Origin of the sequence: Clostridium zeae (genome assembly GCF_017312485.1) — a bacterium.
GTDB classification, from domain to species: Bacteria; Bacillota; Clostridia; order Clostridiales; family Clostridiaceae; genus Clostridium_AR; species Clostridium_AR zeae.
This window is the reverse complement of sequence record NZ_BMBA01000004.1, coordinates 239,743-265,144: the sequence shown is the minus strand read 5'-3', so window position 1 is coordinate 265,144 and position 25,402 is coordinate 239,743. Positions and strand designations below refer to the sequence as shown.

The 25,402-nt window shown below is 31.0% G+C and carries 28 protein-coding genes and 1 riboswitch; of the genes, 18 read left to right on the top strand and 10 right to left on the bottom strand.

What is annotated here, in order from left to right:
• Positions 1 to 61: 61 nt before the first annotated feature.
• On the bottom strand, positions 62 to 622 hold the full coding sequence (locus J3477_RS18395; protein ID WP_206871403.1) for a nitroreductase family protein: 561 nt from the start codon (positions 620 to 622) through the stop codon (positions 62 to 64).
• A gap of 222 nt (positions 623 to 844) precedes the next feature.
• Here J3477_RS18395 and J3477_RS18390 point away from each other — a divergent pair, with 222 nt between their 5' ends.
• From J3477_RS18390 to J3477_RS18375, 4 genes are all read left to right on the top strand, one after another.
• Positions 845 to 1,171 carry a winged helix-turn-helix transcriptional regulator gene (locus J3477_RS18390; RefSeq protein WP_206871402.1) on the top strand — a complete coding sequence of 109 codons (327 nt, stop codon included), beginning with the start codon at positions 845 to 847 and terminating at the stop codon, positions 1,169 to 1,171.
• Positions 1,172 to 1,421: 250 nt separating this feature from the next.
• The gene (locus J3477_RS18385) at positions 1,422 to 1,964 is read left to right on the top strand and encodes a GNAT family N-acetyltransferase (protein WP_206871401.1); all 543 of its coding nucleotides are present in this window, start codon (positions 1,422 to 1,424) and stop codon (positions 1,962 to 1,964) included.
• Between the two features lie 89 nt (positions 1,965 to 2,053).
• Complete coding sequence (locus tag J3477_RS18380) at positions 2,054 to 2,869, top strand: MerR family transcriptional regulator (protein WP_206871400.1); 816 nt, start codon at positions 2,054 to 2,056, stop codon at positions 2,867 to 2,869.
• Positions 2,870 to 2,931: 62 nt separating this feature from the next.
• Positions 2,932 to 3,609 (top strand): DUF554 domain-containing protein, encoded by a 678-nt coding sequence (locus J3477_RS18375; protein WP_206871399.1) that lies wholly within the window; start codon positions 2,932 to 2,934, stop codon positions 3,607 to 3,609.
• Positions 3,610 to 3,765: 156 nt separating this feature from the next.
• Here the strand turns inward: J3477_RS18375 and J3477_RS18370 are convergent, their stop codons facing one another.
• Positions 3,766 to 4,350: a DJ-1/PfpI family protein gene (locus J3477_RS18370; RefSeq protein WP_206871398.1), complete on the bottom strand. Its 585-nt coding sequence runs from the start codon at positions 4,348 to 4,350 to the stop codon at positions 3,766 to 3,768.
• A gap of 155 nt (positions 4,351 to 4,505) precedes the next feature.
• Here J3477_RS18370 and J3477_RS18365 point away from each other — a divergent pair, with 155 nt between their 5' ends.
• From J3477_RS18365 to ade, 10 genes are all read left to right on the top strand, one after another.
• A complete protein-coding gene (locus J3477_RS18365; RefSeq protein ID WP_206871397.1) occupies positions 4,506 to 5,399 on the top strand; it encodes a LysR family transcriptional regulator in 894 nt (297 codons plus the stop codon).
• 537 nt (positions 5,400 to 5,936) lie between these two features.
• The gene (locus J3477_RS18360; RefSeq protein ID WP_206871396.1) at positions 5,937 to 6,407 is read left to right on the top strand and encodes a hypothetical protein; all 471 of its coding nucleotides are present in this window, start codon (positions 5,937 to 5,939) and stop codon (positions 6,405 to 6,407) included.
• 108 nt (positions 6,408 to 6,515) lie between these two features.
• Complete coding sequence (locus J3477_RS18355) at positions 6,516 to 7,226, top strand: HAD family hydrolase (RefSeq protein WP_206871395.1); 711 nt, start codon at positions 6,516 to 6,518, stop codon at positions 7,224 to 7,226.
• A 49-nt stretch (positions 7,227 to 7,275) separates the two neighbouring features.
• Complete coding sequence (locus tag J3477_RS18350) at positions 7,276 to 7,689, top strand: GNAT family N-acetyltransferase (RefSeq protein WP_206871394.1); 414 nt, start codon at positions 7,276 to 7,278, stop codon at positions 7,687 to 7,689.
• A 191-nt stretch (positions 7,690 to 7,880) separates the two neighbouring features.
• Positions 7,881 to 8,681, top strand: coding sequence for a phosphotransferase (locus J3477_RS18345; RefSeq protein ID WP_228731305.1), 801 nt, complete (start codon positions 7,881 to 7,883; stop codon positions 8,679 to 8,681).
• A 139-nt stretch (positions 8,682 to 8,820) separates the two neighbouring features.
• Positions 8,821 to 9,660, top strand: coding sequence for a P-loop NTPase family protein (locus J3477_RS18340; RefSeq protein ID WP_206871392.1), 840 nt, complete (start codon positions 8,821 to 8,823; stop codon positions 9,658 to 9,660).
• Positions 9,661 to 9,975: 315 nt separating this feature from the next.
• Entirely contained in the window at positions 9,976 to 10,470 is a 495-nt protein-coding gene (locus tag J3477_RS18335) for a kinase (RefSeq protein ID WP_206871391.1), read from the top strand.
• Between the two features lie 359 nt (positions 10,471 to 10,829).
• Positions 10,830 to 11,702, top strand: coding sequence for an AraC family transcriptional regulator (locus J3477_RS18330; RefSeq protein WP_206871390.1), 873 nt, complete (start codon positions 10,830 to 10,832; stop codon positions 11,700 to 11,702).
• A 44-nt stretch (positions 11,703 to 11,746) separates the two neighbouring features.
• Positions 11,747 to 12,316: a GNAT family N-acetyltransferase gene (locus tag J3477_RS18325; protein ID WP_228731318.1), complete on the top strand. Its 570-nt coding sequence runs from the start codon at positions 11,747 to 11,749 to the stop codon at positions 12,314 to 12,316.
• Positions 12,317 to 12,400: 84 nt separating this feature from the next.
• Positions 12,401 to 12,500, top strand: a riboswitch (purine riboswitch).
• Positions 12,501 to 12,746: 246 nt separating this feature from the next.
• Complete coding sequence (gene ade / locus J3477_RS18320) at positions 12,747 to 14,492, top strand: adenine deaminase (protein ID WP_206871389.1); 1,746 nt, start codon at positions 12,747 to 12,749, stop codon at positions 14,490 to 14,492.
• 252 nt (positions 14,493 to 14,744) lie between these two features.
• Here the strand turns inward: ade and J3477_RS18315 are convergent, their stop codons facing one another.
• Positions 14,745 to 15,335, bottom strand: coding sequence for a TetR/AcrR family transcriptional regulator (locus J3477_RS18315; protein WP_206871388.1), 591 nt, complete (start codon positions 15,333 to 15,335; stop codon positions 14,745 to 14,747).
• 222 nt (positions 15,336 to 15,557) lie between these two features.
• Between J3477_RS18315 and J3477_RS18310 the strand changes: the two genes are divergently transcribed.
• The 3 genes from J3477_RS18310 (at position 15,558) to J3477_RS18300 (ending at position 18,191) form a co-directional block, all read left to right on the top strand.
• Entirely contained in the window at positions 15,558 to 16,535 is a 978-nt protein-coding gene (locus J3477_RS18310) for an alpha/beta fold hydrolase (protein ID WP_206871387.1), read from the top strand.
• A 146-nt stretch (positions 16,536 to 16,681) separates the two neighbouring features.
• Positions 16,682 to 17,527, top strand: coding sequence for a sialate O-acetylesterase (locus J3477_RS18305; RefSeq protein ID WP_206871386.1), 846 nt, complete (start codon positions 16,682 to 16,684; stop codon positions 17,525 to 17,527).
• A 292-nt stretch (positions 17,528 to 17,819) separates the two neighbouring features.
• Complete coding sequence (locus J3477_RS18300) at positions 17,820 to 18,191, top strand: nuclear transport factor 2 family protein (RefSeq protein ID WP_206871385.1); 372 nt, start codon at positions 17,820 to 17,822, stop codon at positions 18,189 to 18,191.
• Between the two features lie 175 nt (positions 18,192 to 18,366).
• On the opposite strand, the gene J3477_RS18295 is transcribed toward J3477_RS18300, so the two are convergent.
• The 5 genes from J3477_RS18295 to J3477_RS18275 are packed head-to-tail and all read right to left on the bottom strand — an operon-like array spanning position 18,367 to position 22,026.
• Complete coding sequence (locus J3477_RS18295) at positions 18,367 to 18,558, bottom strand: hypothetical protein (RefSeq protein WP_206871555.1); 192 nt, start codon at positions 18,556 to 18,558, stop codon at positions 18,367 to 18,369.
• A gap of 22 nt (positions 18,559 to 18,580) precedes the next feature.
• Entirely contained in the window at positions 18,581 to 19,474 is an 894-nt protein-coding gene (locus tag J3477_RS18290) for a glycosyltransferase family 2 protein (RefSeq protein WP_206871384.1), read from the bottom strand.
• 6 nt (positions 19,475 to 19,480) lie between these two features.
• A complete protein-coding gene (locus tag J3477_RS18285) occupies positions 19,481 to 19,873 on the bottom strand; it encodes a hypothetical protein (protein ID WP_206871383.1) in 393 nt (130 codons plus the stop codon).
• Positions 19,874 to 19,876: 3 nt separating this feature from the next.
• Entirely contained in the window at positions 19,877 to 21,043 is a 1,167-nt protein-coding gene (gene pseC / locus J3477_RS18280) for a UDP-4-amino-4,6-dideoxy-N-acetyl-beta-L-altrosamine transaminase (protein WP_206871382.1), read from the bottom strand.
• A 14-nt stretch (positions 21,044 to 21,057) separates the two neighbouring features.
• Positions 21,058 to 22,026 (bottom strand): ATP-grasp domain-containing protein, encoded by a 969-nt coding sequence (locus tag J3477_RS18275; protein WP_206871381.1) that lies wholly within the window; start codon positions 22,024 to 22,026, stop codon positions 21,058 to 21,060.
• Positions 22,027 to 22,237: 211 nt separating this feature from the next.
• Between J3477_RS18275 and J3477_RS18270 the strand changes: the two genes are divergently transcribed.
• Entirely contained in the window at positions 22,238 to 22,921 is a 684-nt protein-coding gene (locus J3477_RS18270; protein ID WP_206871380.1) for a PIG-L deacetylase family protein, read from the top strand.
• 124 nt (positions 22,922 to 23,045) lie between these two features.
• On the opposite strand, the gene J3477_RS18265 is transcribed toward J3477_RS18270, so the two are convergent.
• Both J3477_RS18265 and J3477_RS18260 read right to left on the bottom strand, forming a co-directional pair.
• Positions 23,046 to 24,440 (bottom strand): metallophosphoesterase family protein, encoded by a 1,395-nt coding sequence (locus J3477_RS18265; RefSeq protein ID WP_206871379.1) that lies wholly within the window; start codon positions 24,438 to 24,440, stop codon positions 23,046 to 23,048.
• A 5-nt stretch (positions 24,441 to 24,445) separates the two neighbouring features.
• On the bottom strand, positions 24,446 to 25,393 hold the full coding sequence (locus J3477_RS18260) for a dTDP-glucose 4,6-dehydratase (RefSeq protein ID WP_206871378.1): 948 nt from the start codon (positions 25,391 to 25,393) through the stop codon (positions 24,446 to 24,448).
• Positions 25,394 to 25,402 lie beyond the last annotated feature (9 nt).

Here is a 25,402-nt window from a genome sequence, read left to right as displayed (position 1 = left end):
TTCTCCTTTATTCTTTAATCACTATAGTAGCATTAGACAATTTCTATTAATCGCAGAAAATTTATTTAATATAACTTACTGTATTCTCTCTTTTTGTCGGTGCATTACTACGACTAGATTTTTTATATCCTATAGCTGTTGCATAATATGGTTGATGCGTAGCTGGTATTCCAAGTTGCTTTTTATAGTCTTCTCCTTTTTCGCTTCCTAATAAATATGAGATATACCCAACCCAGCAGGAGCCTAATCCTAAAGATTCTGCCGCAATATGCATATTCTGAGTTGCAGCTGCACAATCTACCTCAGGCATAAATCCATTTTTATCTCCTGAAATAATTACCACCGTAGGTGCATTGTAAAAAGCATGGAATTTTTCATTGTTTGCTAATTGTTGAATAAACGCATCATCAACATTTTTACCAACTTCCTTAGCAGCATTACTTAATTGATCAAGTATCTCTTTATTTTGAATCACTGCAAAATGCCAGGTCTGTTGATTATGAGCACTTGGTGCACTAAGTCCTGCATCAATGATAATTTGCAATTCCTCTTCTTTAATTTGCTCTGGTAAAAAAACTCTTGTACTTCTTCTGTTTTTGATACTGTTTATTGTTTCATTCATCCTAAAATCCTCCTTAAATTAAAAGCTATACTAGCATTTTATTTTACTTATATAGCTGTATGAGTTATACTTACATTATATATAATATTATTTAAAACAGAAGTACGCACTTTATTGGTATATACTATCTAAAAAGTTAGTGTAAATTATACTTGTTTAGAAAATGTCTATGCTATTGTTATTACGTTTTAATATAAATTACAAACTAATTGAGGTGATACTATGAATACTAGTCAAGAACAGTCTACTTACATGTGCCCATCAGGGTATACAATGGATGTTATAGGCGGAAAATGGAAACTCCTTATATTGTGGCACCTTCTCAATGATGGAATAAAAAGATATGGTGAAATAAAAAAAGTTCTTCCTGGAATAACACATAAAATGTTAAGTAGTCAATTAAAGGAGTTAGAAAACGATGGAATTGTTCACAGAGAGGAATATCAGCAGATTCCTCCAAAAGTGGAATATTCTTTAACAGAAAAAGGTATTACTCTGACACCTATATTAAAGGCAATAAGTGAATGGGGTAGCGCAAACATGACATAACAGTTTTATTTAGGATGAGATATAACTAATTTTATAGATAATAGACATCAGTAATGCAAGTGCTGGTGTCTTTTTTACTTTGCAGTGACTTTTGTAAGCATTCTAATAAAGTTAATTTTCAGAATTAAATAGATATGCTCGAAATCTATTCATAGTTGTTTATAAAATTGAATGTATGTAATAAAGAATGTTATAATTTTCTGGTAATATATTACTTGAGATTTTAAATATTATGGAAAGGTAGTTTATTATGAAGGTAGAAGTAATTTTAGCAACTAAAGAAAATGCAAAAATTATTAAAAATATATATCCTTTATATTTGCATGATTTATCTGAAATTTATGGAAATGTACCTAACGAATTTGGAATTTATGAAGAGGGGATAGAAACTATCAAAACTTTAGAAGAGCAATATGATATTCAAAATCCATGGTTTGAACACCCAGGCATTCTTTTCCCTTATATTACTATAGTTGATGGTAGACCTGCTGGGTTTTGCCTTGTTTCTACAAAGCAATTTGCACCTAAGAATGTTGATTATTATGTTATGGAGTATTTTTTACTAAGACCCTATCGTGGTAAGAATATTGCTAAAACTGCAGCTAAACAAATCTTTAATAAACATCAAGGTAAATGGGAAGTCTATACTAATCCTACATCAAAAAATTTTAAAGGTCAGAAGTTTTGGCATAAAACTATAAACAATTATACTTCTGGAAACTTTCAAGAGACTTTTGGCACAACTTTTGATGGAGATAAATTAATATTCAGATTCAATAACAGTAGCAAATAATATTTTTGTAAGAGCTTAAACAGGTCTTCGTTATATTAAAAAAAGCAAAATTATATATTAGTGCATTTTAAGATCAGGAGAAAAACCTTATGAAAGATTTATTTACAATTGGAGAAATGTCAAAGTTGTTTAATCTTAATATAAAAACGTTAAGATATTATGATGAAATAGATTTATTTAAACCTATATATATAGATAAGACTAATAACTATAGATATTATTCAACTGAGCAATTTGAGCAGTTAAATACAATAATTTATCTAAAAGCGCTTAGAATGTCTTTGAGTACAATAAGTTTTCATTTAAATGAGCGTAGCATCGATAACATAACTGAATTATTAAGACAACAAAAAGAAATTACAAGAAAGAAGATAAAAGAACTGCAGGATATAGAAAAGAAAATTGAAAATAGATTAAAACAAATTAACTATGCAAGACAATATGATAAATTAGATGTAATTCAGGAAATTGAATTTGACGAGAGAACTATTGTGTTATTAAAACAGAAAATAAAATCAGATATGGATTTAGAGTTATCCATTAGAAACTTAGAGAATAAGACTAAAAAAAATGCTTCTATTTTCAATGGGAAAGTAGGTGTATCGATTTCTAGAGATAATCTAGAAAATAGAAAATTCTATGAGTATGATTCAATTTTTTCATTTGCAGAAAACGAAAAATACAATAAAAAATTAGTGAAAGTGTTACCTAAGGGTGTTTATCTAACTATTCGTTTTAATGGAACTCATAAAGATTCTCCCAAATATTATGATGAGATTTTGAAATATATTAAGGAAAATGGATATACAATTGTCGATGATTCAATAGAGGTAACACTTATAGATTTCGGTTTAACTACTGAAAAATCAGAGTTTATAACTGAAATTCAGATATTAATAAATTGATATTGACACTCCAGTTACTGGACACTTTATAATTTCAAACATAGATAACTGGAGGTGTTAAAGTGATTGGAACAATAGTAAATTGTATTTCCATTATCAGTGGAAGTATTTTAGGAACAGCTTTTAAAAAAGGAATAAAAGATGAATATAAAGAGATAATGCTACAAGCAATGGGGTTATCAGCAACTGTTCTAGGTATTAGTTCAGCTGTAAATAGCATTTCTAAGAGTAATTATCATGTCTTATTTATTATAAGCATCGCCATAGGAGGACTTATTGGACAAAGCCTTGGCCTAACAAGAAAAGTTGATAGCATTGCAGGGAAGTTTTCTAAGAATAATTTAGTAGAAGGATTATCTACAGCGGTATTATTATTTTGTGCAGGGACCTTATCAATTTTAGGACCGCTTGAAAGTGCTTTAAAGGGAGATAATACATTGCTATTTACTAACTCTATACTAGACGGTATTACTTCAATTGTCTTAGCTTCAAATTTTGGAATTGGTATAGCAATTTCATCTTTTATACTATTTATATGGCAAGGTTTAATTTACTTATCGGCTAATATTGTATCAGCATATATGACTACTGACTTACTAAATGAGATATCAATAATTGGTGGCATTTTGATATTAAGCTCAGGATTAAACATATTGAAAATTAAGAAAATAGAAGTTTTAAACTTTTTACCATCTTTGCTTGTTCCAGTTTTATTTTTTGTTATTAAAGCTTTAGTATAAATAAGCTATAAAATGATATTTTGATATTTATATTATCTAGACTAATACATTAAAATTTACCATAAGTGACGTAGAATTTTTAGAATAGGATAGGGTAGATAAACTACCCTTATACTTAATAAACAAAATCTGTGGATGACACATTTTGTTGTTTAGTTAAAATCCCATTAACTTTTTAACATTGGTACAATTTTCTTTAGATGTAAGCATTTCTAAAAGGTTAAAAGCTACATCGAAAGCAGTGGAAGGATTATAGGAAGTAATTATATTTTTATCTACAACAATAGGCTCGTAACCAAGAACATTTGCACCAAATTCGGATAATTGTTTTTGTCTTATACCATCTCCTAAATTGTATGTTGTAGCATTTCTGCCAGACAGTACTCCGCTTTTTCCAATAGGAAGTGCACCAACACAAATAGAAGCTATTATTTTTCCTGCTCTGTCAAATTCTCTAATTAAGTTTAAAAAGTCTTCACTAAAAGCATCTTTATAAAATCCTGCTTCTTCAAATCCTCCTGGTATTGCAAGTGCATCAAATTCATCAATATCCACTTCACTTATGTGCATTTCAGGAATCACTGTGAAGTTAAAGGTGCATTTCAATTTTTTTCTTATTCCAACAGTTACTAAATCTGTAGTACCATCTCCTTCTAATTTATTCCAACCTATAACATCAGTAAATACACTAGCTTCTGCAGCTTCAAAACCATCAGCAAGAAGTAACAATACTTTTTTCATAATCAAACAACTCCTTTGATCATATATATTTGAGATTTGGTTTTCTTAATTATAACTCCATGGGAACCATCAGTAAAATTGAAATAAATGATGTTAATAATCGAAATATATGATAATATTGTTTTAAATATTTGAAGTATAAAGGAATGTGATTAATGGAAATAAGGCATCTACAAACATTTATAACTATAGTTGAACTTGAAGGATTTACAAAAGCAGGAGAGCATTTAGGGTATGCACAGTCTACTATAACATCACACATTCAAATTCTAGAAAATGAACTAGGAGAAGCCTTATTCGATCGGATAGGTAAAAAAATTGTTTTGACTAATGTTGGCAAGAAATTGGTTCCATATGCAAATCAAATATTACATACATATAGAAATATTAAGAGCATAACTTCAGATAAGGATGATGTATCCGGTGACTTAATTATTGGAGCTGGAGAATCTCTATCCATATATCGCTTAGGAAAAATCTTAAAGGAATACAAAAAGAGTTTTCCAAAAGTAAACATCATTTTAAAGAATTCTATTTGTAGTGATTTAAGGAGCAAATTGCACAGTGGAGAGTTAGATATTGTTTTTACCATCGAACCTGAAATTATGGATAGTGATTTAGTTGTTAAAAATTTGAAGGATGAATGTATGGTCATCGTTGGTGCTCCAGAAGCAGATTTAGAATTTTTATCAACAAATTTTGAAAGTAAAGAGGATGGGGAGAATATAATATTTACCGAAAAAGGGTGTAGTTTGAGAATAGCTTTTGAAAATTACTTAAAACAGAAAAAAATAAAATATGTTAATCCTTTAGAATTTTCAAGTATAGAAGCTATAAAAAAATGTATAATGAATGGTCTAGGAATTTCAATTTTGCCTTTATATATAATTAATAAAGAAATAGAGGATGGAAGTCTTAAGGTTCTAGAAGTAACGGAATCATTCGATAAGTTTAGAACTCAACTGGCGTACCATAAAGATAAAAGTATATCATTACCAATGAGTAAATTAATAGAAATTACATTGAAAAACTCTAGCGATTGGAGATGAAAATAGAGTAGATTCATAAATTAAGGTGAATTGAATTTTAATGAAAAAGGACTTGCTTTGATAAAGTAAGTCCTTTTATCAGCTAGTAATAGCCCAAAAGCAATAGTTGCTCCATATACATATCTCATTGCTTTTCTTGTTCCTAAATTATGGACTGTGGATAATATAACAATATTTGTAGGTCAGGTGTAAATGTAACAATAAAGCAGTATATTAAAAAAGATGTAATGTTCATAAAGCATACTCCTTTTAAGTATTTTTATAAATTATACTTCTTAAAATTTTTGGACTATAGTATATTATTGCGGAGTTATATGTTCCATAATATAAAAAAACGTACCTATAACAGATAGGCATGAAACATGTGAGAAATAAATGAACTTATAACTTGAACCATTGAAATAACTTTAACAAAATTATTTTTATAAGTGAAATACAGTTCCATAAGTGATACTATGTTTACATAATATGCTATAATTAAGAAGATAAGTAACTATTTAGTTCACTGTAAATAGTAATTTGTAAAGGAGATATCATATGTTTGGGCACTTAGGATTTTCATATGTAGGACTAATATATTTATTAATGTTATTTATTCCTAATATAATTTGGAGTAAGAATCAGCCGATAGATTATGATAATACCAAAGAAAACAAAATATTATTATTATTTGAACGTATAGGTCAAGCATGTTGTACATGCAGCATATTGATTTTTAGTGATTTTAATATTGCTCCATTTTCAATATGGAGTTTGTGGCTTATAGTATCATTTTTACTGATGTTATTTTATGAGGTTTGTTGGATTAAATATTTTATAAATGAACATACAGAAGAAAACTTTTATCGTAGTTTCTATGGGATTCCAGTGCCTCTTGCAAGTTTGCCTGTTATAGCTTTTATGTTATTAGGCATTTATGGGAAGGTCATTTGGCTGATTGCCTCTGCTATTATACTTGGTATAGGACATATAGGAATACATTTTCAGCATTTAAAGGCAATAAAATAAACACGAGAAATAGTAATTTATATATTACTAAGATACACGTTTTAAAAAGAAAAAATATAGAGGTTTATTTTTTTTGACTTTGATATTAATAATTTGTGGAGGGGTTCTATGGCAAAAGCTAGAGTCATTGTCTTTGACTTATTTGAGACATTGCTTCATGACATTAAATTTGATTTTAATTCGGGTTTGTCTTATCTACATGAAAATATCTTATCAAAGGATACTGATAAAGTTGGATTTCTAGATTATGCAGCTACATATTGGAAAGGACTTTATGATAAAAGAAACGAGGATAATTCAGAAGTAGCATTTGAAGATGAACTTTTAGATTTTAAAAATAAATATGGCTTTAAAGTGGAGTATCCGCTAGAAGAAATTTTATTTAATTGTGCGCTTGAAATAAATACTACTGAATTGTTTAATGACACTATTTCTACTTTAGAGCAACTTAAGTTATTGGAAATTCCAGTTTATTTATTAAGTAATTCCATATTTAAAAAGAATGTAATGAAAAAATTCATTAACAAGTATGATTTAGAAAAATATTTTGTTAATATACATTTTAGTGCGGATTACAAGATAAGGAAACCGCATAAAGATTTATTTAAAATTGTATTTGATGATATTAAAAAGTATGACGCTAGCATCGAAATGGAACAAGTTTATTTTATTGGAGATAACTTTGATGCTGATGTTCTAGGGGCTAAAAATTTTGGCTTTACACCGATTTTTATAAACCGTAAACATGATAATGATAGTAATAATAAAAGTTTTATTGTGATTAAATCGCTAAATGAATTATTAGAAGTAATAAGATAAATTCTAATTTATAGATGCCTACACGGTAGATAAGGAGAGTAAACTTAAAATGAATTTTGAGATAACTGATGAAATTAAAGAGCAAGACAAAGAAGAGATTATTAAGGGCTTACTGGAATATAATTTAGCAAGAATTGAAGACAAAAATCCAAAGGATTTAGGGATTTATCTACAAGATGGAATAGGTAAAAAACTTGCAGGACTTATTGGACACACACATGGCAATTGGTTGTTTGTAAAGTTTTTGTGGGTAAGGGAAGAACTACGAGGACAGAATATTGGTAGCCAAATTTTAATGCAAGCAGAAAAAACAGCAAAAGAACGAGGGTGTAAGTATGTATTTTTAGACACTTTCAGTTTTCAAGCACCTATTTTTTATAAAAAGCATGGATACAAGGAAGTGTTTGCATTAGAAGAATATCCTTTGACAGGAAAACGCTATTATTTTACCAAAACTATTTAAGGATGTACCAGGTAGAACCGAAATCTATTTTTAAAACTCTAACGGCTTTTGGTGATAGAATTTTAAAATATAAGTTTTAATATGAAGTGGTACATCCATATAAGCTTAAAGATGAATCTGTAATTTTCTGATTAATAAAAAGAGCAAAGTAAAATTATTAATATATGCTTAATGTTGCTGGAGGTATACTTGTGGAAAACGAATTTGAAAGACTATTAGGTGGTAATTCAACAAGTGTGTATAAGCAGAATGAAACAGTCTTTAGGGAACAAAAAGCTTGGAGCTCAACAATACACAGCGTATTACGGCATCTAGAAAAAGTCGGATATACTAATGGTCCGCGATTTATAGGGATCGATAATAGTGGAATGGAAGTGTTATCATTTGTTCCTGGAGAATGCAAAGATAATTATCCTTTTACTAATGATAAAAACGAGCAGTTATCAATTATAAAAAAAGTAGCTGTAATGATCCGTAGATTTCATGATGCAACACTATCATTTAAAGGAACAGATGAAGATAAGTGGATGTTTTCTTATAATGGACCTTTAGAAAAAGAAGTTATATGCCACAATGATATTGCACCATATAATATAACCTTTGTTGACGATATTCCATATGGAATGATTGATTTTGATACATGCTGTCCTGCTCCTAGGATATGGGATATCGTATATGCACTTTACAGGTTTGTTCCATTTAGTGAAAAAGTTTACGACGCTGAGAAACAGAAATATAGGAGCTATGATGTTGATATAGACAAGGAGTTTAGAAAGAATAGTATTGGTGCATTTTTTGATGCATATGGAATGAAATGTCCTTATGATTTATTTGAGCAAATGATTGCTAGACTACAGTCACTTGCTGATTTAATTTATAGTGAAGCTAAAAATGGAAATAGTGTTTTTCGCACAATGATGGAAGATGGACATAGGGATTTGTATTTAACAGAAATTGATTTTATTAGAGAACATGCAAAAGAATGGCTGTGATAAAGATAAAACACTTCAAGCCGAAATTTATTTTCAAAACCATCTGGGTTTTGAGAGAAGAATTTTATAATGTAAATTCTAATATGAAGTGGTTCATATTAAGAAAAGTGGTAAATTGTAATTTGAATTGGAGAGAAATATGGAGAATAAACTTATAATGGTAGAAGGTATACCAGGCGCAGGTAAGACTACTACATCAAGAAAAATAAAAGAAAAGCTAATAGCAGAGGGTAAAAAGGTAGTACTTTACGAAGAAGGAATGTCTCACCCAGCAGATATGTCATGGAACGCTTATCTAAGTGAAGAAGAATACAATAATTTCTTATCAAAGTGTTTAGAAATGTGGGAAACTTCAGAAAAGACTATTAGCAAAGAGGAACTTAAGCATAGAATTGAAATACAAACTCGAAGGGAAGAAGAGCATTTTATCTTAGCTTATACAAAGATAGACTTTCCAGAGGGATGTTATTGGGGACTCGTAGGCGAGGTTGCAGCAAAAGAAATATGTGATGGTAGACGTAGCTTAAAGGAATTTACAGAAATTCATCTAAGGCGTTGGGAGAACTTTGCTGAGAAAGCCCTATTAGATGATACTATTTATATATTTGAATGTGCTTTTCTTCAAAATCATATTTTTGAGTTATTAGGTGTATATGAAAAAAGCGATGAAGAAATTTTGACCTATCTTACTAATTTGTTAAGTAAAGTAAAATGCCTAAATCCATGTATTGTCTATATTGATCCTTCTGATGTTGAAAAAGTAATAATGAAAGCAGCAGATGAAAGAAAAGCACCAAATGAATCAAGAAAAGATTGGATTGATGAAATTGCTTATTGGGTTAGTAACACGAATTATGGAAAAAAACATGAACTAGCAGGAAGAGAAGGTGTATTTTCTTTTTGTAAAGAAAGATTAAGAATAGATAAGTTGATGATTAGAAATCTAGGTATTCCAGTAACTTTAATTAATAGAGATTAGAGAAAAAGCAGATTTAGTATTCTTATTTACGAATATTACTTCTGCTTTTTCTTTAAGGATTTAGTGATTATGACTGATTTATCATTAAAGCCGATTTTTATTAACTTTACTATAATACACTTAAATTGGAAGTATAGAGTAAAGTAACTCGAACATAATTTTGGTACTAATATATCATACAAAATGTATTTTAATGGTATAATAGTAAATATATAATTGATTTTAATAATGCTATAGCTTATAGTTGATGAAATAGTGTAAAAGTAAGTAAATCAGTAATTCCATAAATTAAGAAGGATATTAAAGGTGAACAAAGTGGTAAAGCTAATTATTCTGAGGGGCAATTCAGGAAGTGGTAAAACTACAACAGCTAAGGCGCTACAAAAGAAATTTGGACAAGGTACAATGCTAATCTCACAAGATGTGGTTAGAAGAGAAATGCTATTTGTAAAAGATGGACCTGATACAAAAGCAAGTGATTTGTTAAATGAGCTAGTGATATATGGAAAGAAACATTGTGATATTGTAATTTTAGAAGGAATTTTAAATTCAAAGTGGTATGAAGGGCTACTTAAAAGTTTACTTCATGAATTTGATAATCAAATCTTTGCTTACTACTTTGATATACCTTTCGAAGAAACCTTAAATCGGCATAAACAAAAACCAAATGCTCAGGATTTTGGAGAAAAAGATATGAGAAAATGGTGGAATGAAAGAGATTTGTTAGGCATTATTCCAGAGACATTTATAAGTAAAGAATTAAAATTAAATGAAGTAGTAGATATGATTTATGAGGAGGTTACAAGATAAGAAATAATATATTGATATGGTAGAAGATATTTAACGTACGATGATGTATTAAAGTATAAAGAATTTGTAAAAGAATTAGAAATTGTGGATTTTAATTATAGTGGACATATGATTTTAGATGAAGAACTAGGTAAGGCAGCTAAACATATTACACGCATACTTAATAAAATAGATTAATTTGACCGTAGTTTAGCACTACGGTTATTATTTTTACTGTAATGAAAGTTATATAACTTTTATTTTAAATTGGTAAATATAAGAAAAGTATAAACTGAAATTAATAGCACAGATTATCAAGAAAACCATTTACAAATATTGTACAATATTTGTAAATGGTTTTCAGGAGGTATAAGAAAGAAATGAACTATTATCATAGAATACAAAATTCAATTGAATTTATTGAAACGAATCTTGAACAAAATATTGATATTGTAGATATAGCATCAAAAGCTTACTTTTCAGCATTTCATTTTCAAAGGATATTTCAAGCAATTTCAGGCTTTTCAGTTCAGAGTTATATAAGAAAAAGAAGGATGACGGAAGCCGCTATATTGCTTAAAAGAACAGATAAAAATATATTAGAAATAGCAATTGCTTTTCAGTATGGATCTCAGGAAGCTTTTACACGTGCTTTTGAGGGTTGTTTTAATATAACTCCCTATAAGTATCGAAAGTCACAGGAAAGCAGAATAAATCTTATTCATAAAATCAACTTTATGGATTATGAGAAAAAAATACAGGGAGAGTTGGATATGGATAAACCTGAAATTATTGATCTTAGCAGAACTTATATAGTTGGATATGAATACAAAACAAATCTGATTGATGAGCAATATTTTAGTGAGATTCCAGGTTTTTATCATGATTTTGGTAGAAATGAATATTATATGAGAATTTCTGAGAGAATTGCACCAGCATTTTCCTATGGAATAAGTTGTAATTATCAAGATGATGGTCAGTTTTCATTTCTTGTAGGAGAAGCTGTAAAATGTCCAAGCGATGGATTAGAGTGTAATCTTGTTAATCTGGAAATACCTGAAGGAAAATATGCTATATTTAATATTTCTGGTTCGGTAGAAATAGCTCAAAACACCTGGAGATATATCTATAAAACATGGCTACCTAATTCTAATTATGAAAGGAGAGAGGGGCCGGATTTTGAGGTGACGGATGTATGTAATTCGATGTATCCTGACAGGATGAAAATGAAAATATACATACCAGTTAAATGAAACCTTCATAAAGAATAAACATAGAAAAGGAGAAAAGGGTGAAGATGAACATAGATATGATTTTTGGGGATTTTCCTGTTTTAGAATCTGCAAATATAATATTAAAAAAAATTGAAAAAACAGATGTTAAAGAAGTGTTTAAAATCTATAATAATGAGAAGGTATTTGAGTTTTGTGGTATTATTCCAAAGAATAATATTGATACCGTAGAAAAGATGATTGGTCATTTTGAGAGGGATTATAATAAGAGAAGCAGGATTAAGTGGGGAATATTTTCTAAAAATCATAGCAATAAATTGGTTGGAATTATTGAAGCAATGGATTTTAATCAAAAGGTTAATATGGTCACTGTAGGATATTTCCTTGCAGAAAAAAATTGGGGCAAAGGTATCGCATCAGAAGCTCTAAGCTTGTTGATTAAGTTTTTATTTGAAACGGCAAATATTAATCGTATTCAAGCAGAGGTTATGCCTAAAAACATGGCTTCAAAGCATGTACTTATAAAGAATGGCTTCATGAAGGAAGGCTTACTTAGACAAGCTAGTTTATGGTCTGGCAAGGGCGTGGTAGATTTAGAGATATACGGTTACCTAAAGGAAGACTACAACAAATAATATATATATACCAGAAGGTTGAATATTATTAATTTTTTAAAGTTATAAATTGACAATATATTTATATTAAGCTATAATTATTAAAAATTAATAGAGAAAATCGTTCGTATAACCTCAACAATATGGGTTGAGGGTCTCTACCAGGAACCGTAAAATCCTGATTACAAAGAAAATTGTTGACTCATTTTCTTCGTAATCAGGATTTTTTTATATTTTTTAGCCATATTAAAGTCTATTTTGAATTTAAAAATATAAATTTTATTACGAAGTAGTACATCCGTAAAGAGTAAAAAGAAGAACTTATCACCTGTCAAGATTCCTTCACATACGCTTAAAAAAAAGAAGATACGCAAAAAGAATCACAGATAAAAAGTACATAGTAATTTGGTAGTTTAGATAAAATTAATGATTTTAGTAAGGAGTGCATTATATGAAGAATGATATGAATATTTTAAAGAAGAGAATTAAGGTAGCAAGTAAGGAAATAAAAGCTGATTGCGTTGTTAAAAACGGAAAGATAGTGAATGTTTTTACTGGAGATATTACTGAAGGTGATATAGCCATGGTAGATGGATTTATAGCTGGTATTGGTCAGTATGAAGGGGAAGAGATTATAGATGCTGAGGGAAAGTTTATAGTTCCAGGGTTTATTGATGGTCATATGCACATAGAAAGCACAATGCTTACACCTCGTGAATTATCAAAGGTTCTTGTTCAGCATGGGGTTACTACAGTGATGGCAGATCCTCATGAGATTGCAAATGTCGCAGGTACAGAAGGGATTAACTTTATGTTAAACGCATCAGAAGAATTGCCTTTAGATGTATTTATTATGCTTCCTTCTTGTGTTCCAGCAACCTCCTTTGGAAGCAGTGGAGCAATACTAAATGGAGAAGACCTAAACCCATTTTACTCACATCCAAGGGTTTTGGGGCTTGCAGAAGTTATGGACTTCCCATCCATATTAAACTTAAATGAAGGAATGTTAAAGAAAATTACCGATGCACATTCAAATGGGAAAATTATAGATGGCCATGCAGCAGGATTAACAAAAGAAGAACTAAATGTATATGTAGCAGCAGGAATCTATGCAGATCATGAGTGTGTGGATGTTGAGGAAGCAAAGGATCGATTAGGATTAGGTATGTATTTAATGATTAGAGAAGGAACTGCAGCTAAAGAGCTGAAAAAGTTACTTCCAGTGATTACTCCAGTAAATTCAAGAAGATGTATTCTTGTGACAGATGATAAATTACCTGATGATTTGATAGCAGAAGGCAGCGTAGATTATAATGTAAGACTTGCTATAAAAGAAGGAATAGATCCAGTGACAGCCATCCAAATGGTAACTATTAATGCAGCTGAATTTTTTGGACTTCGTAGTTTTGGAGCGGTGGCACCTGGGTATCAGGCGGACTTATTAATACTAGATGACCTGAATAATATTACAATTGATAAGGTTGTAAAAAGAGGGAAATGTGTTGTAGATAGTGGAAAAGTAAATAAGGAAGTCATTAAAGCTGAAGATGTTAGTAAGATCTTAACCTTGAAATTGCCTAAGATAAATATGAAAGAACTAAAAGAAGATGCTTTAGAGATACCTTTATCTTCTGATTTATGCAATGTAATAGAGATAGTTCCTAATAGTTTAATTACACATCATAGAGTTGAAAAAGTGGATATAAATAAAGGAATGTTTAGTACTTCTATTTTTAAGGATCAATTAAAGATTGCCGTTATAGAAAGGCATCACTCAACAGGAAATATTGGCCTTGGAATTGTTAAAGGCTTTGGTATAAAAAAAGGAGCTATTGCAACTACCGTAGCTCATGATTCCCATAACATCGTTGTTGTTGGAACCTCTGATAAAGAAATGTTTTTAGCGGTTAATCGTCTTATAGAGATGGGGGGAGGAATAGTAGTTGCTTCAGGAAAAGAAGTTGTAGCATCCCTGCCACTAGCTATAGGTGGTTTAATGTCTGAAAATAGTTATTTAGAAGTTCAAGAGCAGCTACGCACTTTAAATGAATCACTAAGTGTAATAGAAGCTAACAAAGACTTTAATCCTTTTTTAACTTTATCCTTCTTAACTCTTCCAGTTATACCAGAAATCAAATTAACTGACGCTGGATTATTTGAATTTAAGAGATTTTCTAATATAAAGGTTCAAGCTTAAAAATAATGATTATATAGCGGTATTTATAGTTACAGTTATCCACGGCAAACTTGTCGTGGATTTCTTTTCATTAAGATTTATATTTCAAATTTATCGGTTGATAAGTATGCTTAGAAGGCTTAAATATAAATTCGACTGAAAGTATAAAAAAGAAGAAATATGTGTCTGCCAGAATTTCCTTACTTAGGTTTGGAAAAGTCAGATGCTCAAAATTCACTGAAGAAAATCACTTTATCGGATTTTTTATAGCTATTATAACTCATGAATTACAGACTTTAATCCTGCAGCCATAAAAGGAAGGACTTCTTTCACTAATGAAGAAGTGTCTTTCAAGTCACCTTTGCTATACCAACGTTTAGTGGAGCAATATATACCGCTGCTAATCATAACAGTAAGCAATTCTAATTTATCTTGTTCATTCTTTGAAAAAAGTTTAATGTTATTTAGCATCGTTAGTATGATATCTTGTAATTTAAGTTGGACTTTGATATCAATTAATACACTTGCGGATTTATATAATTTTGTATAGTTAGTCCCTATGTACATATGGAAGTCATACATTATAAGAATTAAATCTCGTAAAGTATCCTCAGTTAACTTTGTGTCAGAATGAATTTTTTCAGATACAAATTTCATTAATGTATCAGTTACAAAGGAACTTAATAAATCGAATTTATCTTCAAAATGAGAATAAAAGGTTGAACGATTTACTGGTGTTCTTTCAGAAATATCCTTAACAGTTATATCTTCAAAGGATTTTTCATTTGTCAATGAAAGAAATGTATCTTGAATTAAATTACGAGTATTAAATGCATGCTTACTATTTTCTGGAGATTTTGACATCACGTTTCTACCTTTCTTATATTAATGAGAATTTATTTTTAATAAAATCCAAATTATAATTATGTCTTTATTAAAGAACCAACAGTATAGCATTTTTGTTGGTTGAATAGCTAATTTTAGTGCATTATAATCATAACATGCATAAATCGGCTGAGCAACACGTGTTTAATAAGCATATGATTATGATAATATTTATAAATGATATGTATAAGGAGAAGTAAGATGAGTGGATTGAAACATAGAATTATTGAAACAAATGATATTAAAATGCATATAGCAGAACAAGGTGAAGGACCACTTGTAGTATTACTACACGGCTTTCCAGAAATGTGGTATTCATGGAGACATCAGATTCCAGTATTAGCTGAAGAAGGTTTTCATGTTGTAGCACCTGACTTGAGAGGCTTTGGAGATACAGAGCAGCCTAAAGATATTGATCAATATACGATTCTTCATTTAGTTGGAGATATAATTGGATTGTTAGATGCATTAAATGAAGAGACAGCAGTTATAGTAGGAAACGATTGGGGAGCAACAATTGCATGGAATGCAGCATTATTAAGACCAGATCGATTCCGAGGAATAGTAGCATTAACAGTACCAATGATGCCTCAACCTCCAATTCCTCCAACTACTGTTTTTCCTCAGAATGACAAGGAATTATTTTACACCTTATATTTCCAAACACCAGGTGTAGCAGAAAAAGAATTTGAGAAAAATTCATATTTTACAGTTCATAATTTGTTCTACTCAGCATCTGGAGATGCAGGTCCACGTAAGTGTAACGATGGAACTCCTAATCCGTTTAGCATGGTATCAAGAGAGAAGGGATTGCTTTCAGCATTACCAATGCCTAAAATAACTTCTTGGCTTAAAGAAAAAGACTTAGAGATATATGCTGAATCATTTGCTAAAACAGGTTTTCGAGGTGGATTAAATTATTATCGTAATTTAGATAGAAATAGAGAATTATTAAGTTGTTTTAATGGGATGAAAGTAACAATTCCAGCTCAATTCATAGTTGGGAGCAGAGATGTTGGTTTAAGTATGCCAGGAATGGATCAAATAATTTTAGATATGCATAAACTAGTTCCAAACCTTCGTAAGAATATCTTTCTTGAAGATTGTGGACATTGGGCTCAACAAGAGAAACCAGAGGATATCAGTGCAGCTATAATTTCATTTATTAAGAGTCTCTGATTAAATAATTGAAAAGTGTGGAAATGAAGAACATAATCCTAGCTCAAAAATAACTATATATTATTTTTGAGCTAGGAAAGTAGTGCGTTTGATTATAAAATAAGAGTATATTTCAGCAATACTAAACAAAGGAGGAAAATATATTTATGATACATTCTTTTTTAATGGTTGGTCAATCAAATATGGCTGGCCGTGGATTCTTAAAAGAGGTTCCTAAAATTTGCAATGAACGTATAAAAATGCTCCGTAATGGAAGATGGCAGATCATGACCGAGCCTATTAATTTTGATAGACCTTATTCAGGAGTCGGGCCTGCAGCTTCTTTTGCTGCTGCATGGTGTAAGAAGAACCAAAACGAAGAAATAGGATTAATACCTTGTGCTGAAGGCTCTACAAGTATAGATGATTGGTCAGAAGAGGGACCGCTATTTAAACACGCCATATTCCAAGCAAAGCTAGCAAAAGAAAGCAGCAAGCTTGATGGGATTCTATGGCATCAAGGTGAAAATGAATGTGCTCCAGGACGCTACAAACTTTATTATGATAAGTTTTTAAAAGTCATTGAAGCTTTTCGAAGGGAACTTGATGAGCCAAATATGCCTATTATTATGGGTGGAATAGGAGAGTATTTAGGAAATGGCTTCTTGGGAAGTTATTTTCCAGAACATCCTGAAGTAACCCAGGTAATAATGGAGTTTGCTAAGGCAAATAAGAATTGTTATTTCGTAACAGCGTCAGGACTAACACCAAATCCAGATGGTATTCATATTAACGCAGCTTCACAGAGGGTATTTGGACTTAGATACTTTGAAGCTTATGATAAACTTAAACATATAATAGAGCCTCTGGAAAATGAAGAAGAGGCTATACATATTGATAGTGAAAGACCTTTAACAAAGATTGAAAAACTTACAATACTAGAGGGTCAATTTGCTGGAGGACACATATCCTTAGAAGCATATCTAGAGGAGGTAGGAAAGATAAATTTATAGGCATAATGATAGTTAGTATGTTTTTAGTTTATGGAGATAAGTGGATCCTTTATATAAATTAATAGTTGAGCCAGGAATACTATAAAATAGCTAAAAAACAAAAAGGAAATGTGAGATAGAAGGCTGTGCCAAGGCATGGTCTTCTTTTATTAATTGGAAAATTATATTATAGGTAACTAGCCATATAATATGGAGAAATTGTATTGTAATGGTATAATATATGAATGGATATAGGTTTAATGATAGAAATAGTTTATCTATAAAAAAATAAATTAGAAAAGAGGGAAAAACTATGGAAAGTAAGCAAAAAGAAATAGCAAAAGCTTTTCTTCAAGGAGTTGTAACTGATAAAGTTCGTGAAGTCTATGATCTATATACACTACCTAAATTTAAACATCATAATGGATTTTTTAGTGGGGATAGGGAATCGCTTTTGCTAGGCATGATCCAAAGTAATAAAATGTTTCCAAATAAGAAGTTAACAATAAAGCTTGCAGTGTCTGAGCCTCCATATGTTACTTTGCTTTCACATGTTCAGATAACAGCGGGTAAAGAGGTAGCAGTGGTACATATGTATCGTTTTGAAGGAGAAAAGATAGCTGAGATGTGGGATATATCTCAAGAGGTGCCTCAGGATTCTCCTAATGAAAATGGTGTGTTTTAACAAGTAGTGTGGAATTTCTTTAGGATCATTAATGGTGAAAAGTATCACAAGTAACTGAGGTTTTTATATTGTTATTCGAAGTGGCTCGCCTCCACCAATTAAACCCACGAATACATAATGACCGTATTGGAGAAATCCAATACGGCTTTTTAATTTCATTTTAACATGAAATATTTTATAAATTATTTGGTATATCTAAAATGATATCTATTTCAATTAAACTGCTATCTTCTTCAGATATTATTAATTCATTATTGTTAATCTCTTTAATTTCTGTCTTTTTTAATTTATATATATTTTTTATGACAACTTCTATAGGCGTATTATAATTAAAATTATTGTTAAGTATATTTGTTGAAATTTTCAATACTTCACCTCCGAATATATAATTAGAATGGTATATTAAATTTATCAAAGAACCAATCATCATCATGTAAACGGCGCTTAAAATATTCCGTACGCTGATCATAAGTATCGCTTGCTGCTATTTTATTCAAAATAGTTTCAAAGTTAGAATAATCATGCAGGGGCTCCATTAATTTACGGATTCTATTTTCATTAAAATGGCTAAAGGCCATACGTAATTTATTATAATGAAATTCAGTTAAATCAACATTATATGGTTGTATTTTTCTGAATTTATGACCAATTTTAACATCAGGATGTACAAAAATTTTATATCCAAAAAGCCAAAGCTTTACTGATAGTTCTATATCTTCAAAGCCCCAACTATGGAAGCCATGATCAAATCCTCCTACTGCGTCAAAGACCTCTTTTCTTATAGCCATACATCCACCTGGAGCTAGTGGAACTTCTTTAATGTTCATCGATTTTTTCAACCAATATGTTTCAAATTTTTCATTCCAGGTTTGACCATAGCCTACAGGGCTATCTGGAGAAAAATGTCCAATACCTGGGCATACTACACTTACCTCTTTATTATTAAAAGCATTCAATAGTGTGTTAAGCCAGTTTGGTTGCATAGTAATGTGGGCATCGCAAAAGACTAATATTTTTGCAAGTGGTGCAAAACTTGCACCTAGATTTCTTGCTGCTGACGCTCCTATGCCCTTTGTTTTAACTAACGTTACATTTGGGTATTTGTTAAAAGGATTTTTTAAAAACTCACAGCAATTATCATTTGAGCCATCGTCAATAATAAATATATTTGATATATTTTTCGCTTCAGTTTTAAATAAAAACTCCAAGGTTTGTTTAATATAAATACCTTCATTTTTACATGGAATAACTATAGCTACTTCATATTTTTTTATATTGTCCATAGTAACCTACTCTTGAAAATTATAATCTTCAGGTTCACGTGTAGTTTTGACAGTTTCTGTTGAAGATTTTTTTATGAAACAATCGAGATATAATACCTTCAATACAAGCTTATCTCCAGGATATACAGGTCCTAAAAGAAATTGGCCGTTTTCATCTGCTATAGCGTGACCAATAGGTTCTAAATCAGGAGTTGTTTCAGGGTCAGCAGTAGCACGCTTTAATTTGAAAAGCTTAACTACAGAGCAAGGGGCAGGTTTTCCATCAGGAAAACGGACTGTTCCAAGTATTACTTTTCTATAGTCACATTGTAAGAAAAAGTCCATGTCTAATTGATCAACACTTGATTTTTCATCACCGTTTGGAACATCAATAACAAAGCGATTTATTTGGTAATCCATACACTACACTTCCTTTATACTTTTTATAATATAATTAACATCTTCGTTTGACATGCCAGGATAAAGTGGGATTGTGATTATATCCTCATATAACTTTTCTGCAATTGGACAAAGTCCTTTTGAATACCCTAGAGACTTATAATAGGGATGATAGTATACTGGAATATAATGAACATTTACTCCAACGTTTAAATCTGAAAGTTTATTAAATATCTCTTCTCTACTTTTTCCTATAGCCGAAAGATTAAATTTTAAAGTATATATATGATAGGAAGATTTCGTATGTGAAGCTTGATAAGGGATAGTAATTTTATTTTTAAAAGTGCTTTCTGAGAAGGCTTTATCATATAGAGCAGCTATTTCACGTCTTCTTTTAATAAAGCTATCCAGCTTATTTAGTTGAGAAATTCCTAAGGCAGCTTGCAAGTCACTTAAACGATAATTGTAGCCTAAGAGCTGCTGCTCATAATACCATTTGCCATGAAATTTATCCATAAGAAGTTCTGGAGAACGCGTAATACCGTGGGTTCTAAATAGAGTGAGCTTTTCATAGAGCTTAGGATCATTTGTACAAATCATTCCTCCTTCAGCTGTTGTAATGTGTTTTACAGGATGAAAGGAAAAGGTAGTCATGTGGGCTATGCTTCCAATCTTATGCCAGGTTCCCTTTAAATCCATTATCTCAGCACCAAGACTGTGGGCTGCATCTTCAATAAAAATTAAATTATGTCTTTGAGCTAAATCTTTAATCTTAAATAGTTCTGCTGGCTGACCTGTAAAATCCACTGCTATAATTGCTTTAGTCTTATTTGTAATCTTTTTTTCTATTTCTAAAGGATCTATATTATAGGTATGCGGATCAATATCAGCGAATACAGGTTTTCCTCCAAGGTAAATGATGCTATTAGAAGTAGCAGCAAAGGTCATAGGTGTAGTAATAACCTCGTCATCAGTACTAATATTAGCGGCATAACAGGCTGCATGCAGAGCAGCAGTTCCAGTTGCTATACAAACAGCATATTTGCATCCTACATAATCTGCTACCTTTTTTTCAAATTCATGAATTTTTGGTCCAGTGGTTAGATAATCACTTTTTAATACTTCTACTACTGCTTGAATATCTTCTTCATCAATATATTGACGTCCATAGGGTATATAGGGATGCTTCATTATCTTCACCTTCTTTAATAAAATTTATAATATTCTGTTAAATATCGGTAAGCTTCACCTGTTTTTATAATAGGTGGAGTAATAGATTTCTTAAGAACAATATTTTCAAAAGCATATATAACATCATTAAATCCAAATTGTGCTCTCATAAAGGCGGTACTAGAGTATCTGGGATTAATTTCAAAAATAAAGGGCTCAGAACCATTCTGTTTCCGTAGTTGAATATTAATGGAGCCAGTTATATTTAGTTTTTCTGCAACTCTTTTACAGAGTTCTTCTATTTCTTTATCAAAGATTACCTTTACTTCATAGCTCATTCCATCTTTTATAGTTCTTTCAAGGGTAATAATATATATTTCATTGCTAAAAGAATCTTTATACACTCCGTTAGTATACTCAGTTCCAGCAATATGCTCTTGAAGCATGAAGCTGTCGTCTAGATTAGTAATATCCTCAAAATCTTTACGGTTTTGAATTATGTGAAGATGTTTTGAGCCACAATCAGAAGCTTTTTTTAATACAAGAGGATATTTAAAATCTTTTAATAGTTCTTCTTCTGGTGTTGATTCATTATATAAGACTGAGTATGGGTAGGGGAAGTTGTTATTTTTTAAAAATTCAATTGTTTTATATTTATTGCGACAAATGTTGATTACCTGCAGTGGAGGAATGGCAATACGACAACGTATTTCATCATCAAGTTCATTAAAATGATCGCAGATATATAAAAGCTCTTGTTCACTACAAACATAAATCAGGTCAATTGAATTATGAATAGAAAACTCATTTATTAATTCTGTAAATGATAAGCTTTCAGCTTTAGGAATAATATGAAAACTATCACAAAATAGAGGGTGTAGCGCATAGTTTCTACAGTCTGTTCCCCAAATTTTTATATTATAGTTTGTATTTCGTAAGGCATTGCAAACTGCTTGACCTAAGTCACCTCCAATAGAGGTAACTAAAATGTTATACTGTGTCATAATAAATCCTTCCTTTATGATGTGTAAAAAAACCTAAAGGTAAGTTACACCCCAAATTAGCTACAAATAATACAACTGAAGCTATATTACTTCTATCAATATAGTATAGTACTTAATAAATTTAATGTGCATAGACTAATGTTATAACTTACTCAAAATTATTTTAAATCATATATTTTATTGTGTTATGTAGAATACAGGAGGAATTGTAATGGAAAAAATTTTAGTAATAGCAGCACATCCAGATGATGAAATTTTAGGATGCGGTGGGACAATCAGAAGGCTTATTAAAGAAGGAAATGAAGTGTATTCATTAATTTTATCTGATGGCACTACTTCAAGGCATGACAAGATGAGTACCGAAGTAATGGAAGAAATTAAGACAAGACTTCAAGATAGTTTATCAGCAAATAAACTTATAGGATATAAAGAAACTTTCTTTTGTCAGCTTATTGATAACAGCTTTGACAAAGAAGGTTTCTTGAATATTGTAAAATTAGTTGAAAAGTATGTTTCTCAAATTAAGCCGTCTATTATATTCACACATCATTATGGAGATTTGAATATTGACCACCGAATAACCTTTAAAGCGGTTCAAACAGCTACAAGACCTATGGCAGAGTGCCCAGTAAAAGAAATATACTGTTTTGAAACCTTGTCTGCTACAGAATGGAATTTTCTAAACGAAGATAAATTTACACCTAATTATTTCGTAAATATTGAAAATACACTAAAGGATAAACTCGAATCAATGAAATGTTATAAATCAGAGTTACGAGAATACCCGCATCCTCGTTCCTTAGAAGGATTGGAGGTGGCTGCTAAAAGATGGGGCACAGTTATTGGGTGCAGTTACGCAGAAGCTTTTGAATTAATAAGGAAGGTAGTTATCTAATAAATTACAGTATAATAATAAGAAAATTGCTGCTTTAAGATATTTTGAAACACGGAAGAATACAAGTATTAATTGATCTCTTCCGTGTTTTTACATATTTAGTATTGCATTTAGGGCTGATCTGTTAACTTTTATCCCTAAGTAGTTGAAAATCAAAACTTATATCAGAACTAGAATGGCTTGCTTGATGAATTTCTACAGCTATTACGTTATCTCCGTTTTTAAGAAAACTTGTATCAATTATAGTGCTTTCAAAAGAAATCTCATCAATCCCATTTAGAGCTTTGACGGCTAAAGTGTTGTATTTAATTATACCATAAGGCATATTAGTTCTATATACCTCCTTACCATTTAGATATACAACAGCTCCATCATCCCTTTGAATTTGAAGCACCAAACTTTTATATATTGATGTATTATCAACAGTAAAATGTTTTCTAAAATAAGTTGTTATATATTTTTTGTAAACATTAGGTCCATAACTCATAACTGTAGCTTCACCGCCATCTCCATAACCTAGTTCAGCAAGTCCAGAAGGCCATGAAGAATCGTCAAAATTAAGCTCTCTCCAGGAAGTTCCTAGGTCAGAACCCTCATCAAAATACATCCATGATGAACCCCTAGGAATTAATACATCTTCTATAGTATTAGAAGCAGGACCTTCAGTAGGCGAGTATATAGAGCAACTATCAATAAGGTTATTTTCTTTATCATATACTTTCAGGGAAACTCCACTATCATTTATGTCTAAAACACAATAATGATATATCGCAAGAGGACCAACGATAGCATTTTTTATATCAGTAATGTATGCATTTAATGAAGAACCTGCACCGCCGGTAGTTATTTGGTAAATGGAATTTTGTATTTGAAGACTATTGGTATCAAAAGATTTATCTATAAGACGGCGGCAGTAATGGTGTTCATGACCTACAAATACCGCTGTTACATTATAATAATCAAGAATAGACCATAAAGCATTACGATCTTCTTGACTCCCATCTAGGCTTTCTCCGTAGTGAGGTCCAACAGGAAAAGCAGGAACATGGAAAAACACAAAATTATATTTTTTATCACTGCCATCTAGTGTGCTTTTTAACCAGGCACGTTGTTTTGCGTCAATGGCATAGCTGCGATTTGAACCTCTTCGATTTGAGTTTAAAACGATAAAGCGAGCACTTTCATAATCAAAGTAGTATACAGTTCGTTTATAGCCTTGTAACTGTTCATTAGGAAGGTGAGAAAAGGCATTACTGAAAGCAGTTTCATTATTTTCATGACTTCCGAGTACTGGATAGAGCATAGTAATAGGATAGTAGTCCTCAATTAATTTCTTCCAATCTTCTAATTGCTCACTTACGTTAGCTCCACCATATACCATATCTCCTGTAAAAATTGTAAATTTCGGCTGCGGTGACAATCCCTTAATACGGTTGAGTAGGGTACGGAGCAATTGTGTATTTACTGCTACAGTAGGTTTACTGCTGTCTGCTAGTATTACAATACGAAAGGACTTCATATATGTCACCTCCAATCAGCATTGAGTTTTAAAAACTCTTCTGTTCGTGTTATACCTTCAATCAGAGATATTTTAGGTTTCCAACCAAGAAGCTTCTGACTATATCGTGCATCGCACAATAACTTCTGTATTTCACTTTGGGGGTGAATATGAGTTATATATTTAATATTTCCTGTTTCATCAGCGATTAGTTTTGCTAATTCCGTAATTGAGATATCAGTACCACCACCAGCGTTTAACACTTTACCATTTGTGTTTTCAGAGTAACCTGCCTCTACTACAAAATCAGCGCAATCAGTAACATATAAAAAGTCTCTTGTTTGGCTGCCATCACCATATATAGATAGTGTTTCATTCATAAGTTTTTTATTAATAAAGATTGAAATTACCCCACCTTCACTATTTTGTTTCTGATATGGTCCAAAGGTGTTAAAGGGTCGAAGAATAGCTACTGGAAGACCATAAGCATAGTAATAGGATAAGGCTAGCTGTTCCCCAGCCAATTTAGCAGCTGCATAAGGAGAAGCTGGACATGTAGGGTGACTTTCAGAAATGCCTTCTTTATTCAAAGCTTTACTGTATACCATGCAAGTACTCATATACACAAACTTTGTCTTATTTAGTTTGCATTGCTCAAGAACATTGAAGGTTCCTATTACATCATTTTCAAAGGTGTTTTTTGGGTCATCAATACTATCTTGAACATTAATTGAAGCTGCAAGGTGATAACATATATTAAATTTATTAGCGAAAAGGCTTTTAAGAAGATGGTTATCCGTAATGCTTCCAGCAATGAAGGTAATATCAGGATAAATAATTTGTAAATCTTTTAAATTATTCATTGAACTATTTGAAAGGTTATCTAGTATCCATATACTATGATTGTCCTCTGCAAGTCGTTTTACTACCCATCTTCCAATAAACCCTGAGCCACCTGTTACAAGTATATTCACAATATCACC